A 14114-nucleotide genomic window follows, 5' to 3' on the forward strand; every position below is an offset into this window, starting at 1 on the left:
TTGATCCAAACGTCGGCGTTGGAGCGTGACAAGAACTCCCAAGGAGGCGACAAAGGGGCGCTTTGGTGATGTTCTTCGCGTCTTGACAGGCGCGACCGCGACCCGGGCCTCATCCGCGAAACAGCCCTTAGAGCGCGCGCATCAGCAGGTGGCCGCGGCGGAATCGTTCGTCCGTCAACGGCTCGCGCGACATCCGCGCCACCTCGGCGAACCCTTCCTTGCCCGCCAGGCCGGCCAGGTCATCGATCGGCCACCGGTAGGCCGGCGTGACCTTGTGGTCGAACGGCAGCACCGGATCGCCCTCGGATTCGAAGAAGCCGAGCAGGAGATGACCGCCCGGGGCCAGCACCCGGCGGAACTCGGCCAGGTACGGCGGCAGCTCCGGCGGCGGGATGTGGATGGCGGAGTACCAGGAGATCAGCCCGCCCAGCTCCCCGTCGGCCACGTCGATGGCCCCCATCGAACCGACCTCGAAACGCAGGTCGGGATGGTCCTCGCGGGCGATGTCGATGAACGCGGGAGTCAGATCGACGCCGAAGACGTCCAGGCCGAGGTCACGCAGGTGTGCCGTCAGGTACCCGGGGCCGCAGCCGGCGTCGGCGACGGGCCGGGGCCCGGCGGCCCGTACGAGTTCGGCGAACGCGGCGATGATCGCGCGATCCAGCGGCAGGCGGTCGAGCGAGTTCCGGACGAGGTCGGTGTAGAGGTCCGCGACCGCGTCGTAGGCGTCCGCCGTCGCAGTCAGATAGGGGGAGGATTCGGCCATGGCGGACGACTGTAGTCCCTCGGCCGGCGAGGGTCGTGGATCATCGGCGCGTCGGCGTGGCGGCCGGATCGCCGCCCGGTCCCGCGAGGACGCGGCGAACGCCGGACGCGTCCCCGATGCCGTCCGGCGTTCGTCGTGTTCGTGCCGGTGCGGGTCAGCCCACGGTGAAGCTGCCGGTGTAGCCGACGCTCTTGGCACCGCCGAACGGCGCGCCGACCGTGCACTTGAGGCTGCCCCTGAGCAGGTCGGCGCTGAGGTGGGAGGAGAACCGCTCGCCGTCGAGCGGGCCGCCGACGACCTGGCCGGTGAGGCTCACCTCGCTGGCGATGTTGCTCTCGAAGTTCAGGTCGAGCTGGCTTGAGACCCTGTTCCCGTTGGCCAGGATCCATTCGACGGTGCCGGTGCCGTGGCCGGTGCCGCCGCCGCCGAGTTCGCAGGTCAGCCAGACGCCGGTGAAGTTGGCGGTGAGCTTGGCCTCGCGGATGCCCAGGCCGGTGGAGTCGCGGCAGGCGCCGTTGGCGCCGCGGATCTCGATGTCCTGCGGAAGGGGGATGACCTGGACGCCCGGCCGGAAGTACATGGTGCCGGCGGTGTCGCAGGAGACGGTGCCGGCGGCGTGGGCGGGCTGGGCGGCGACGGTGAGGCCGACCGCGGCCAGGGTCGCCAGGACGGCGGCCAGGCGCGTTCGCAGGGCGTGGGACATGCGGGTTTCCTCCATGAGAGTGAGCGGGAGTGCCGTGGACGATGTGTCGCACGAGGGCACTGAGGTTGTCTCACCCACCTTCAGTGTCACTCTCCGTAGCGTCAAGGCTGCGTCACGTGACGGAACGTGACATGGCCGTCACCTCATCGCCGCTAGCCAGGGCCGCCCTCGTGGATTACGTCCAACGGAAGGCGAGGAACAGGCGATCTCGCGATGGCTGCTGATATCGTCAAGCCACCTGACAAAACTCGGAGAAGAGGGACGCACACGGGATGCCGACGCGATCCGGGACACGCGCGCCGCAGGACGGGCCCGGCGCGCCGCTCCCCACCCTGCTCACGCTGGCCAGGGACATCGCGATCACGCGACTGCACCAGCGGCTGGCCGACGAGGGCTTCGAGGGCATCCGGTACGTGCACGGCTCCGTCTTCCGCTTCATCGACGCCGAGGGCTCCCGGCTGACCACGCTCGCCGAACGCGCCGGGCTCACCAAGCAGGCGATCGGGGAACTGGTCAGCGACCTGGAGGAGCACGGGTACGTCGAGCGGGTGTCCGACGCGGGCGACCGCCGCGCGAAGATCATCCGGCTCACCGAGCAGGGCTGGCAGGCTCAGGTCGCGGCGGGCCGGATCCTCGCCGACATCGAGCGGCGGTGGTCCCGGCATCTGGGCGGCGACCAGGTCGCCGTGCTGCGCCGCGCCCTGGAAGAGGTCATCGCCCTCGAAAGCGACTGACGCGCTCCCGCGGCACGCTCGACGGGGTTGACCTCGGCGGAGATCGAAACTAAGTTGGCGGACGCCAAAAAGTGATCGATCACCATTGGTTCCCGAGGGAGTCACGCATGCCTGACTTAACGTCCCCGGTCCGCGTCGCCGTCGTCGGCGCGGGCGGCATCGCGCGAGGCTGCCACCTGCCCGCCCTGTCCGCCGCCGGCGACGCGGTACGGGTGGTCGCCGTGTGCGACGTGGACGCCGCCCGCGCTCATGAACTGGCCGACGCCTTCGACGTCCCCGGCCGGCACACCGACCTCGCCGGGATGCTGGCGGCCGAGCGGCCCGATCTCGTCGTGGTGGCCACGCCGCCGGTCGCGCACCGCGAGGCGGTGATCGCCGGCCTGGACGCGGGCGCGTGGGTGTGGTGCGAGAAGCCGCCGACGCTGTCGCTGGCCGAGTACGACGAGATCACCGCCCACGAGAAGGACGGCGGCCCGTACGCCGCGTACGTCTTCCAGCACCGCTTCGGCAGCGCGGCGCGCCGGCTGCGGCGGCACATCGCGGACGGCGAGCTGGGCGCACCGCTCGTCGCCGTGTGCAACACGCTGTGGTACCGCGGCCACGACTACTTCGAGGTGCCGTGGCGCGGCAGGTGGGAGACCGAGGGCGGCGGCCCGACCATGGGCCACGGCATCCACCAGATGGACCTGCTGCTCAGCCTGCTCGGCGACTGGAACGAGGTGCACGCGGTGGCGGCCACCCTCGGCCGCCGGGTGCAGACCGAGGACGTGTCGTTCGCGATCGTCAGGTTCGACTCGGGCGCGGTCGCCTCGGTGGTGAACAGCGTGTTGTCGCCGCGCGAGACCAGCTACCTGCGCTTCGACTTCACCGACGCCACCGTCGAGGTCGAGCACCTGTACGGCTACGACAACGCGAACTGGCGCTGGACCCCCGCGCCGCACGTCACCGACGACGAGCGGATCGCCGGCTGGCCGCCCGCCGAGAACACGCCCAGCTCGCACCGGGCCCAGCTCGCCGCCCTGCTGGCGGCCATGAGGTCGGGCGAGCGGCCTGCGGCGAGCGGCGCCGACGGCCGGCGCGTCATGGAGCTGATCACCGCGCTCTACCAGTCGGCCATCACCGGCCGTCCCGTCACCCGGGCCGAGTTGACCGCGGACGACCCCTTCTACCACTCGCTCAACGGCGGCGACCCGCGCGGCGCCGTCAACCGCCTCCAGCGCAAGGAGAGCCACCATGCCTGAGCCCAAGCTCGCCGTCGGCGACGAGGGCACGTCCCTGACCGTCACCGCCGGGGACGTCGAGATCGCGCGGTACGTCTACCGCCCGGACGCCCCCGACGCCGAGGCGCCCAAGCCCTACCTGCACCCGATCCGCAGCCTGTCGGGCGCGCCGCTGTCGGTGTCCCGGCCGTGGGACCACCGCTGGCACAAGGGCCTGCAGATGACCTGGGCCCACGTCTCCGGGCAGAACTTCTGGGGCGGCCCGACGTTCTCGGTGGAGCGGGACTACCACTGGGAGGACAATCTCGGCCACATGCGCCACACCGGCTTCACCGGCCTGTCGTCCGACGGCGACCGGGTCACGGTCGAGGAGGACCTGCACTGGGTCTCGGCGCAGGGCGAGCACTGGGTGAGCGAGCGCCGCCGCCAGGTCTTCCACGGCGTGGACGCCGAGCGCGGCCTGTGGGCGCTGGACTTCGGCACGACGCTGCGCAACGTCCGCGGCACGACCCTGGACTTCGGCAGCCCCACCACCCACGGCCGGCCGATGGCGGGGTACGCGGGCTTCTTCTGGCGCGGCCCCCGGTCCTGGACCGGGGGCACGATCATCGCCGCCGGCGGCGGGGGCGGCGAGGAGATGATGGGCGAACAGGCTCCGTGGCTGGCCATGGTGGGGCAGCACGACGAGATCGACGGCGGCGGCACGGTGCTGGCCGTCGCCGGTCGCTCCAGCGCGTCCGTGCCGATCAAGTGGTTCGTCCGGAACTCGGCGTTCGCGGTGATCAGCCCGTCTCCGTCCTTCGACGAGGAGATCGCGCTGGCCGACGGCGAGACCCTCGAACTCACGCACCGCTACGTCTTCGTCGACCGCATGTGCGACCGGGCCGAGCTGGACGAACTCGGTGCGGAGTTCGCCCTGTGACCCCGCTGTTCCCCGGCGCGACCTCGATCAGCGACCTGGCGGTCTACGACTGGGAGTGCGCCGACGGCGTCCAGGGAGGTACCCCGCACCTGCACACGGTCTCGACCGAGGCGTACGTGGTGACCGCGGGACGCGGCGAGGTGCACACCCTCAGCGCCGCGGGGTTCGCCCGGGACCGGCTGGCGGCGGGCTCGGTGTTGTGGTTCTCGCCGGGGACGATCCACCGCCTGGTCAACGAGGACGGCCTGCGCCTGGTCGTGATCATGCAGAACGCGGGGCTGCCCGAGGCCGGGGACGCCGTGCTCACCTTTCCCCCGGACGTCCTGCGTGATCGTGCCGCCTACCTCGCGGCGGCCACGCTGCCCGCCCACGGGTCCGAGGACGAACGGGCGGCGTTCGCGGACCCGGCGGGACCTCGCGATCACCGGGTTCCGTCAGCTTCTGGCGGACGTCGAGGAGCGGGGCGGGCCGGCGCTGGCGGACTTCCACCGGCTGGCGGCGGCGATCGTGCGCCCGCGGGCCGCGGCCTGGACGGAGTTGTGGGAGCGGACCGTGGCCGCGGAGACCGAGCGCACGCGGGCGCGGCTGGCGGCGGTCGCGACCGGCGATCCCGCCCATCTCGGGCAGGCCGCCGTGGTCAGGACCATGCCCGAACCCGGGCCGCGGGCCTTCGGCATGTGCGGAAGGTTGCGGACGTGGCGGCCGCTGCCCGCATCCTAGCCCGATGAGACCGGGCGGAGCCGCCGGGACGCGCCGCACGGCGTCTCGGCGGCTTCGGCGCGCTCACCCCTCCCCTCTGCGCGGGACCACATCCGTGTCGAGGCCGGCAAACGTGCACGGTGGGCAGTTCTTTAGTTACTCTTGGTAGCTGACGGAGGTTAATTCAACCACGGAGAGTGACTGCATGCCCAAGGCTTTCGCGACGATCATGCTCGCGGCGGTCGCGGCGGGGATCGCGAGCCCCGCCCACGCCGACAACGACTCGAACTTCGGCGGCGGGGTGAACGCGGCGAACAACTGGAACTTCACCGCCGCGGCCGTCTGCCTGCAGGAGGTGGCGGTGATCCCGAGCCTGGGGGACTGGAAGGGCGATCACATGAACAACTGCTCCAACGGCAACGTCATCGATCACAGCGGCAGGTAGCCGCCGGGCGGGCGCGGGGTTCAGGCGGGCGGCGGGCCGACCGTCTCGCGGATGATGATCCGGTTGAGCGGACGCGGGCCGGGCGGCGTCGCGGGCTCGCCCCGGACCGCGGCGACGAGCTTGGCCACCGCCTCGCGCCCCTGGGCTTCGCGATCGACCGCCACCGTGGACAACGACGGGGTGGCGAAACGGCCGAGTTCCTCGTCGTCCCAGCCGAACACGCTGACGTCGCCGGGCACCCGCCAGCCACGGGACAGCGCTCCGCGGACCGCGCCCATGGCCACATGGTCGTTCGCGGCGACGACGGCGGTCACGCCGCAGCCCTCGGGCAGGCCGCGGACGGCGTCGTAACCCGACCGGGCGCTCCAGTCGCCGAGCGCGACGCCGTACGAGACGAGCCCGAGCCGCTCGGTCGTCTGCTCGTAGACCAGCTTGCGGTTGCGGGCCGAGGCCCAGCTCTGCCTGCCCGCGACGTGGAAGAACACCTTGTGGCCCAGGGACGCGAGATATTCGATGATCTCCGCGACCAGTGAGGCGTCCGCGAGTTCGTTGGCCCCGTGCAGTTCCTCGTCGTAGTCGCCCGTGACCACGATCGGGATGGGCGAGGTCGCCGCGCCGAGTTCCAGCGGCGTCAGCGAGAGAACGCCCTCGACCTGCCCCGAGCCGGCCAGCTCCAGGACGTGCTTCCCCCGCGCCCGCGAGTCGCCCTCGACGCTGACGACCTCCAGTTGGAAGCCCTCGGCGTGCGCGGCGGCGGAGGCGGCGTTCAGCAGGCGCACCGGCCAGAGGTGGACGGAGGCGGGCATGGCGATGGCGAGCCGGTTCGTCCGGCGCGTGCGCATGGAGCGGGCGACCAGGTTGGGCCGGTAGTTGAGCTCCTGGACGACGCGGTCGATCTTCTCCCTGGTCACCGGTTTCAGGGTCGCGTTGTTGCGGAAGTACCGGGAGACCGTCTGGTGGGAAACGCCCGCGCGCCGGGCCACCTCGTGAATCGTGAGGCGTGGCGTCTCAGCCTGGTCCAAGGCACTCCTCTGCTCGCTCGGTGCGCCACAGCCTAGCCGGTGCCGTTCGCCGGGGATCGACGGCTCGGATGATCGATCACCCGGGCCGTCACGGCAGGAGCCGGAAGTCCGCGTGGCAGCCCTCCCTGGCGAGATCCTGCACCCACAGACCGGCCATCGCCCCGGTGAAGCCGAGCGTGAACACCTGGTCGCCGACGCGCTCGGCCGCGTGCTCGTCGGACAGGACGGTCGCGTCCGCCGTGACGCCCAGGTCCTGGCAGCCGCCGCCGGTGTCCGCGGCGAAGCGCAGCGCGGGCCCGTCGAAGGTGAGCCGCAGCCCCACCCGGCCCGGCACGTCGGCCCGCCGGAAGAGTTCGGTGCGCCGGCCGTGGTCGCAGCGGGTGAGGGTCAGACCGTCGGCGGTGACCGCCAGGAAGTACCAGTTGCGGCTGTTGTAGTAGGCGGTGATCCCCGCCGACTGGTGCGGGCTGCGGGTGGCGAACTCGACGGTTGCCGCGAAGGTCTCGTTCACGTCGGTCACGGGCCGGGCGAGCAGGCTCGGCGTGCGCCCGGACGCGGACTGCCCGCCCCGGATCCGGACGTACTCCCCGAACTCGACCCAGTCCGGGCCGACCGGCCGGCGCAGCCCGCTCCACGGCTGGGGCCGCTCGGGCCACGGGTGTGCGGGCAGGCCGGGCGCGGGCACCTCGACCGCCGGCACGCCTCCGGCGATCCGCGGCCACTCGTCGATCCACTCGACCCGCTGCAACGCGGTCTCCCGGCCGAGCACGCACGTCCCGCGCTCGCCGTACGGGCGGGAGGCGAGGTGGGCGGCGTACCACTCGCCCGCCGGGGTGGCGACCAGGCTCGCGTGGCCCGCCTTCTGCAGGTCGAGGCGGGGGTCGTCGCGCGAGGTCACGAGGGCTCCGTCCGGGTCCGGCTGGTACGGCCCGAGCAGGTCGCGCGAGCGCAGCACCAGCGCGCCGTGCCTCCAGTGCGTGCCGCCTTCGGCGACGACCAGGTAGTACCAGCCCCCGACCCGGTAGACGCGCGGGCCTTCGGTGATGCCGTGCTCGGTCAGCGGGTGGATCCACACGGGGTCGCCGACGGCCGCCGTGCCCTCCAGGCGCTGCACCTGGACACCGGCGAAGCCGCGGCTGCCGACGGCGCGGTCGATCGCCATGTTGACCAGCCAGGTCGAGCCGTCCTCGTCGTGGAACAGGGACGGGTCGAAACCGCGGCTCGGCAGGGGGACCGGAACCTCCCACGGCCCTTCGGCAGAGGCTGCCGACGTGAGGTAGACGGTGACGTCCTTCTGCCCGGCGGCGTACGCGTCCGCGACGGCGTAGACCAGGTGGAACCGGCCGCCGGCGTACGTCAGGTCCGGCGCCCAGACGCCGCCGGAGTCCGGCACGCCGCGCAGGTCCAGCAGTTCGGCCGAGTCCAGCACACCGCCGAGGGGCCGCCAGTGCACCAGGTCGCGGGAGTGGTGCAACCGCACGCCCGGGTGCCATTCGAAGGTCGAGGTCGCGATGTAGTAGTCCGTCCCGGCCCGCACGATCGCGGGATCGGGGTGGAAGCCGGGCAGGACCGGGTTGCGGATGCTCATGCCATCCCTTGTCGCGCTCGATGTAACCGCTTGCAGCGATGATGACGGATGCGGTACGGCCCGTCAAACCCGCCGGAACCAGGTGTGCGGCGCTGTTAACACCATGCTTGACTTCATCCTTCGTTCATGGTCCCATCCGGTCTATGTAAACGCTTCAACTCTCCTGGGTTTCGGCCGGGTTACCCGCCCTTCGACGAGTGCGGGCCCGGCACCCCCTCGTGACCACGGAGGTCATCATGCGCGTCACGCACCGGTTACGAGCCGTCGCCGCCTCGGCGATCCTCCTCCTCGGCGCCGCCCCGGCCGCCGTCCCGCAGCCCGCCCACGCCGCCGCCGCCCGTCCGATGGAGAACCTCAACCGGGGTGTCGTGGCCGTACGGGCCAGCGACACCGACGTCCTGATCACCTGGCGGCTGCTCGGCCTCGACCCGGACGGCATCGGCTTCAACGTCTACCGATCCACCGCGGGCGGCGCGGGCGTCAAGCTCAACACCGACCTGCTGACCGGCGGCACCAACTTCGTCGACTCCACGGCCGACCTCACCCGGCGCAACAGCTACTACGTGCGCCCGATCATCGACGGCGTCTGGCAGCCGGCCAGCGAGTCGTTCCTGCTGACCGCGGACCACGCCGTCGAGCCGGTGGTCCGGGTGCCGCTGCGGGCCGGCGGCCCGATCAGGTACGTCTGGGTCGGCGACCTCGACGGCGACGGCGGCTACGACTACGTGCTCGGCCGGCAGACCGCCCCTCAGACGGTCGAGGCCTACCGCGGCGACGGCACCTTCCTGTGGTCGGTCGACATGGGGCCCAACAGCCTGGACCAGAGCACCATCGAGAGCGGCTCGTCCACCATCAACCTCGGCCACGCCGACGGCATGACCGTCTACGACTTCGACGGCGACGGCCGCGCCGAGGTGGCCCTGCAGATCGCCAACGGGGTCGTCTTCGGCAACGGCGTCACCTACACCGCCCTGCCGAGCGACACCCACCAGGCCATCACCATCCTCGACGGCCGCACCGGCGTGCCCCGGGCCACCGCCCCGGTCCCGACCGACTACCTCTCCGACGGCTCGATGGGCACCCGCTTCGGCGTCGGCTACCTCGACGGCCTCACCCCGAGCCTGGTCGCGTACATGAAGAACCGGCAGGACAACAAGGACTTCAACCTCATGTACACCGCCTGGCGGTTCACCGGCAGTGCCCTGACCCGGCAGTGGAAGTTCCTGCGCGGCGACCAGAACCTCCCCGACGGGCACAACACCCGCATCATCGACCTCGACCAGGACGGCGACGACGAGATCGCCGAGATCGGGTTCGCGCTCAACGGCGACGGCACGCTGCGCTACTCGCTGTCCGACGAGGGCGTCGTCCACGGCGACCGCTGGCACATCGCCGACATGGACCCCTCCCGTCCCGGCCTGGAAGGGTACGGCGTCCAGCAGGACAACCCCAGCGGCCTGCGCGAGTACTACTACGGCGCCAAGAACGGCAACATGCTCTGGCAGCACGTCGAGGACGGCGTCGCCGACGTCGGGCGCGGCATGGCCGGCGACATCGACCCGCGCTACGTCGGCATGGAGGTCTGGTCGTTCTCCGGCGTCTACAACGCCCGTTCCGACACGCTCACCCAGGCGACCGGCCCGTGGCCGCACCTGGGCGTGTTCTGGGACGGCGACCTGAGCATGGAGCTGTTCAACGACGGCCGCATCGAGAAGTGGGACCCGGCCACCGGCGGCGTGGCACGGCAGGTGACCACCTGGCACCACGGCGCGGTCAACATCGGCACCCAGTACCCCGCCATGATCGGCGACATCTTCGGCGACTGGCGCGAGGAGGTCGTGATGACCAACGCGGCCTACGACGAACTCGTCATCTTCACCACCGACAAGCCGACCATCACCCGGCTGTACACGCTGGCCCACAACCCGGCCTACCGCAACGACATGACGGTCAAGGGCTACCTCCAGGACCACCACGTCGACTACTACCTCGGCACCGGCATGGCCACGCCGCCCCGCCCGAACATCTCCTATGTCGGTAGCTGAGCCGCTACCCCCTGTTCCATTCGAGGAGCTGACCCTGTGGTTGATTTGAGCCGACGTTCCATGCTCGCCACGACCGCCGCGGGAGCCGCCGCCGCGCTGGCCTTCCGGGGGCCGAGCCCGGCCCCCGCGCAGGCACAGGCCGCCCCTCCGGCGACCGGCGGCCATGACCCGATCTCGGTGAAGTGGCTGGAGGGCGGCGCCCCGGCCGAGGTGACCGGCGGCGTCACGTGGGGTGTGCCGTGGCCGCGTGGCGCGTTCGCGCCGGACCAGCAGTTCTCGCTGGCCACGGCGGCGGGCGCGCAGGTGCCGGTGCAGTCGTGGCCGATCGGCTGGTGGCCGGACGGGTCGGTGAAGTGGACCGCGCACGCGGTCAGCGGCACCGACCCGCGTGCCGAGACCTACCGGCTGAGCGCCGGGACGGCGGCGCAGCCCGCCAAGCCGGTCGTGGTCAGGACGGACGGGCAGGTCACGGTGGACACCGGTGTGATCACCGTGGTCTTCGCCCGCTCCGGCGAGCATCTGGTGAAGTCGATCACCCGCGGCGGCACGGTCATCGCCAAGGACGGCCGGCTGATGGCCTCCCGCCAGGACAAGCCCGACGAGCCCGGCAAGAGCGAGGCGTTCACCAGCCACGTCTCGTCCGTCAAGGTCGAGCAGAGCGGCCCGGTGCGGGCGGTGGTCAAGGTGGAGGGCAAGCACAAGAAGGGGCGGCGCGAGTGGCTGCCGTTCACCGTGCGGTTCTACCTGTACGCCGGCTCCGACGCCGTCCGTGTCGTGCACACCTTCGTCTACGACGGCAACGAGGCCAAGGACTTCGTCAACGGCCTGGGCGTCGAGTTCACCGTGCCGATGCGCGGCGAGCCGCACGACCGTCATGTCCGCTTCGCGGGCGAGAACGGCGGAGTGCTGGCCGAGGCGGTGCGCGGCATCACCGGCCTGCGCCGCGACCCCGGCGCGGCGGTCCGTCAGGCCCAGTACGAAGGCAAGGCCACCCCCGACCCGGCCACCTGGGACCAGCGCGTCACCACCCGCCTGCACTGGATCCCCACCTGGGGCGACTACCGGCTGAGCCAGCTCAACGCGCACGGCTTCGAGATCCGCAAGCGCACCAAGGACGGCCACTCCTGGATCAAGGTGGACGGCGGCCGCCGCGCCGCCGGGCTGGCCTACCTGGGCGGCCCGACCGGCGGGCTGGCGTTCGGCATGCGCGACTTCTGGCAGCTCCACCCGACCGAGCTGGAGATCACCGGCGCGGCCGGTGACGAGGCCAAGGCCAGGGTGTGGATGTGGTCGCCCCGGGCCGGCGCGATGGACCTGCGTTTCTACCACGACGGCCTGGGCCAGGACACCTATCCCGAGCAGCTCGACGCCCTGGAGATCACCTACGAGGACTACGAGCCCGGCTTCGGCACCCCATACGGAGTCGCCCGCACCACCGAGCTGACCTTCTGGGCTCTGGAGACCACCCCTGCCGGCGAACGCTTCGCCCAGCTCGCCGCCGCCAACGCCACCCCGCCGCTGCTGATCAGCCCGCCGCAGCACAACCACACCGCCGGCGTGTTCGGCCCGTGGGCCCCGGCCGACCGGTCGGTCCCGGCCAAGGCCGCGCTGGAGGACAAGCTCGACCTCATGCACCAGTACCACCGCGAGCAGGTGGACCAGCGCTCCTGGTACGGCTTCTGGGACTACGGCGACGTCATGCACAGCTACGACGGCGACCGACACGTGTGGCGCTACGACATCGGCGGCTACGCCTGGGACAACTCCGAGCTGTCCACCGACCTGTGGCTCTGGTACCACTACCTGCGCACCGGCGACGCCAAGGCGTACCGCTTCGCCGAGGCCATGACCCGGCACACCAGCGAGGTCGACATGTACCACCTCGGCAAGTGGCGGGGCCTGGGCACCCGGCACGGCGTCCAGCACTGGGCCGACAGCGCCAAACAGGTCCGCATCAGCAACGCCGGCTACAAACGCTTCTACTACTTCCTCACGGCCGATGAACGCATCGGCGACGTCCTGCACGAACTCATCGACTCCGACCGCACCTTCCTCATCCTCGATCCCGGCCGCAAGCTGGGCGGCGACCCCTTCGACCCCGACCCCAAGGCGCTCGGCGTCGGTCAGAGTACCGACTGGGGCGCGCTGGCGATGGCCTGGCTGACGGAGTGGGAGCGCAACGGCGATCCGATCGCCCGCACCAAGCTGATCAACGGTGCCACCACGATCGCGGCGCTGCCCAACGGCTGGGTGCAGGCCGGGGTCACCTACAACCTGGCCGACGGCCGCTACAACCCGATGACGGAGAAATCGGTGGCCATCGGCAGCCTCAGCTCCGTGTTCGGCCTGATCGAGGTGATGAACGAGCTGATCGGCCTCATCGACGACGCCGCCGTCAAGGCCAAGTGGGTGGAGTTCTGCCGCCTGTACAACGGCACCAGGGCCGAGCAGGAGGCGGTCACCGGCGCCTATTGGGGCGGCCTCAACCTGCGCCAGGCCTACTCCCGCGCCACCGCCTACGCCGCCGTGCAGCTCGACGACCAGGCCCTGGCCAAACGCGCCTGGCAGGAACTGCGCACCGGCCACGCCGGGTACCCCGACAACCATCCCTTCGGCTCCGTCCGCGTCGAGGGCTCCGCCGTGCTCAACCCGATCGACGAGGCACAACTCAGCACGAACGCCAGCGCCCAGTTCGGCCTGGCCGCCTTCCAGTGCCTGGCGCTCGTGGGCGAGCACATCTGAGAGACCTCATCCGCGTACGCAGCGCGCGTGGCCGGTGGTGATGTTGCGGTAGTCGGTGTAGCCGTCGTCGTAGCTGAGGCCCCAGCGCTTGGCGGGCTGGGGGTGGGACCGGCTCGACGACCAGTACCAGCCCTTGCCGACCGTGCCGGGGAAGGCGGCCTGGTCGACGGCCGGGCCGCCGCGGGACTCGTCCACGGTGGTCGCCAGCTCCTTGATACTGGGCAGGCGCCAGGACGTGTGCCCGCCCAGCCGGAGCCGGGCGCAGTAGGCGGTGGCGGCCGGGGCGGACACGGTCCCGGGCGCGGTGGCGCGCTGCCAGGTCAGGCCGGTGGCGGGGTCGGTGACCTGGCCGCCGGTGATCCGGTAGGCGGGCCTGCCGGCACCGGACGGGGAGCGTACGCAGCGGGCCTTGAACGCGCCGGACTGGTGGGCCGCGTTGCCGGCCAGCCCCTCGTAGAAGTTGACGATCCAGGCACGCAGGGGCTCCTTGCGGTAGGCCCACGGTGAGGAGGTCCAGAAGAAGCCGGGCGGAGTGCCGGGGAAGGCGGCCGGGTCGATGGCCGGGTTCGCGCGGGTGACGTCGATGATCGAGGTCAGCTCGATGCGGGTGGGCAGGTGCCAGCCGCCTCCGGCCAGCCGCAGGCCGGCGCAGTACGTCTTCGCCTGGGTGAACGTGTAGGTCTTGGGGGCGGGGACGCGCTGCCAGACCAGGCAGGTCACGTGGTCGCGGACGGTGCCGTCGCCCCTGGCGGTGTAGCGGGCCGGGTTGGGCAGGCCGGGCGTCCTCGGGTTCGGCATCGGCCAGTTCGCCCACACCCGGTCCAGCCCCGCGCCGCAGGCCGGGCCGGAGGTGACGGCGCGGGCCCGCGGTGACGCCTTCCGGGACGCGGTTCCCGGCGTCGGGGTCGCGCCGCTCGGTGTCGGGGTCGCGCCGCTCGGCGTGCTCGCCGCCGCGACGCCGCGCGGGCTCGCGGGCTCCTCGCCCGGCAGGTACGCGTACGCGACGACTCCCGCCCCGACCACGGCCACCACGGCAGCGGCGGCCAGCACCGGCTTCCCCGCGCTGCCCCGCCCGGCCGCCCGCGCCGTCGCACCACCGTGGCCCCGCGCGGTCTCCATGCTGCCGGGCACCCGCGCATCCCCTTGCCCGCGCACATCACCGGGACCGGACACGCCATCACGGCCGTACCCCGACCTCACGTCGCCGTGGCCCCGGGCGGTCCCGATG

13 protein-coding genes are annotated in these 14114 nt (G+C 71.8%); 7 read left to right on the forward strand and 6 right to left on the reverse strand.

Going from position 1 to position 14114, the window contains the following annotated elements; all coding sequences use genetic code 11:
* Positions 1–127: 127 nt before the first annotated feature.
* Together FAF44_RS00295 and FAF44_RS00300 are read right to left on the reverse strand one after the other, a co-directional pair.
* Positions 128–766 (reverse strand): class I SAM-dependent methyltransferase, encoded by a 639-nt coding sequence (locus FAF44_RS00295; protein WP_237100893.1) that lies wholly within the window; start codon positions 764–766, stop codon positions 128–130.
* A 154-nt stretch (positions 767–920) separates the two neighbouring features.
* Complete coding sequence (locus tag FAF44_RS00300) at positions 921–1469, reverse strand: hypothetical protein (RefSeq protein ID WP_237100894.1); 549 nt, start codon at positions 1467–1469, stop codon at positions 921–923.
* Positions 1470–1741: 272 nt separating this feature from the next.
* Between FAF44_RS00300 and FAF44_RS00305 the strand changes: the two genes are divergently transcribed.
* The 3 genes from FAF44_RS00305 to FAF44_RS00315 all read left to right on the forward strand — a co-directional run bounded on the left by FAF44_RS00305 (position 1742) and on the right by FAF44_RS00315 (position 4345).
* The gene (locus FAF44_RS00305) at positions 1742–2203 is read left to right on the forward strand and encodes a MarR family winged helix-turn-helix transcriptional regulator (RefSeq protein ID WP_237100895.1); all 462 of its coding nucleotides are present in this window, start codon (positions 1742–1744) and stop codon (positions 2201–2203) included.
* Positions 2204–2310: 107 nt separating this feature from the next.
* Positions 2311–3444 carry a Gfo/Idh/MocA family protein gene (locus tag FAF44_RS00310; RefSeq protein WP_237100896.1) on the forward strand — a complete coding sequence of 378 codons (1134 nt, stop codon included), beginning with the start codon at positions 2311–2313 and terminating at the stop codon, positions 3442–3444.
* Positions 3437–4345 carry a PmoA family protein gene (locus FAF44_RS00315; protein ID WP_237100897.1) on the forward strand — a complete coding sequence of 303 codons (909 nt, stop codon included), beginning with the start codon at positions 3437–3439 and terminating at the stop codon, positions 4343–4345. Before FAF44_RS00310 ends, FAF44_RS00315 begins: the two co-directional genes overlap by 8 nt.
* Positions 4346–4388: 43 nt before the next feature.
* On the opposite strand, the gene FAF44_RS56305 is transcribed toward FAF44_RS00315, so the two are convergent.
* Entirely contained in the window at positions 4389–4652 is a 264-nt protein-coding gene (locus FAF44_RS56305) for a hypothetical protein (RefSeq protein ID WP_368857749.1), read from the reverse strand.
* A gap of 20 nt (positions 4653–4672) precedes the next feature.
* Between FAF44_RS56305 and FAF44_RS55635 the strand changes: the two genes are divergently transcribed.
* Both FAF44_RS55635 and FAF44_RS00330 read left to right on the forward strand, forming a co-directional pair.
* A complete protein-coding gene (locus FAF44_RS55635) occupies positions 4673–5065 on the forward strand; it encodes a hypothetical protein (protein ID WP_237100957.1) in 393 nt (130 codons plus the stop codon).
* A gap of 184 nt (positions 5066–5249) precedes the next feature.
* The gene (locus tag FAF44_RS00330; RefSeq protein ID WP_237100898.1) at positions 5250–5489 is read left to right on the forward strand and encodes a hypothetical protein; all 240 of its coding nucleotides are present in this window, start codon (positions 5250–5252) and stop codon (positions 5487–5489) included.
* 20 nt (positions 5490–5509) lie between these two features.
* On the opposite strand, the gene FAF44_RS00335 is transcribed toward FAF44_RS00330, so the two are convergent.
* A complete protein-coding gene (locus tag FAF44_RS00335) occupies positions 5510–6511 on the reverse strand; it encodes a LacI family DNA-binding transcriptional regulator (RefSeq protein WP_237100899.1) in 1002 nt (333 codons plus the stop codon).
* A gap of 88 nt (positions 6512–6599) precedes the next feature.
* Positions 6600–8099: a family 43 glycosylhydrolase gene (locus FAF44_RS00340; protein ID WP_237100900.1), complete on the reverse strand. Its 1500-nt coding sequence runs from the start codon at positions 8097–8099 to the stop codon at positions 6600–6602.
* A gap of 236 nt (positions 8100–8335) precedes the next feature.
* On the opposite strand from FAF44_RS00340, the gene FAF44_RS00345 reads away from it, so the two are divergent.
* On the forward strand, positions 8336–10144 hold the full coding sequence (locus FAF44_RS00345) for an FG-GAP-like repeat-containing protein (protein WP_237100901.1): 1809 nt from the start codon (positions 8336–8338) through the stop codon (positions 10142–10144).
* Between the two features lie 36 nt (positions 10145–10180).
* Positions 10181–12886 carry a Tat pathway signal sequence domain protein gene (locus FAF44_RS00350; protein ID WP_237100902.1) on the forward strand — a complete coding sequence of 902 codons (2706 nt, stop codon included), beginning with the start codon at positions 10181–10183 and terminating at the stop codon, positions 12884–12886.
* A 6-nt stretch (positions 12887–12892) separates the two neighbouring features.
* On the opposite strand, the gene FAF44_RS00355 is transcribed toward FAF44_RS00350, so the two are convergent.
* Positions 12893–14017 carry a DUF1566 domain-containing protein gene (locus FAF44_RS00355; RefSeq protein WP_237100903.1) on the reverse strand — a complete coding sequence of 375 codons (1125 nt, stop codon included), beginning with the start codon at positions 14015–14017 and terminating at the stop codon, positions 12893–12895.
* Between the last annotated feature and the right edge of the window lie 97 nt (positions 14018–14114).

Origin of the sequence: Nonomuraea sp. MG754425 (genome assembly GCF_021699195.1) — a bacterium.
Lineage (GTDB): Bacteria > Actinomycetota > Actinomycetes > Streptosporangiales > Streptosporangiaceae > Nonomuraea.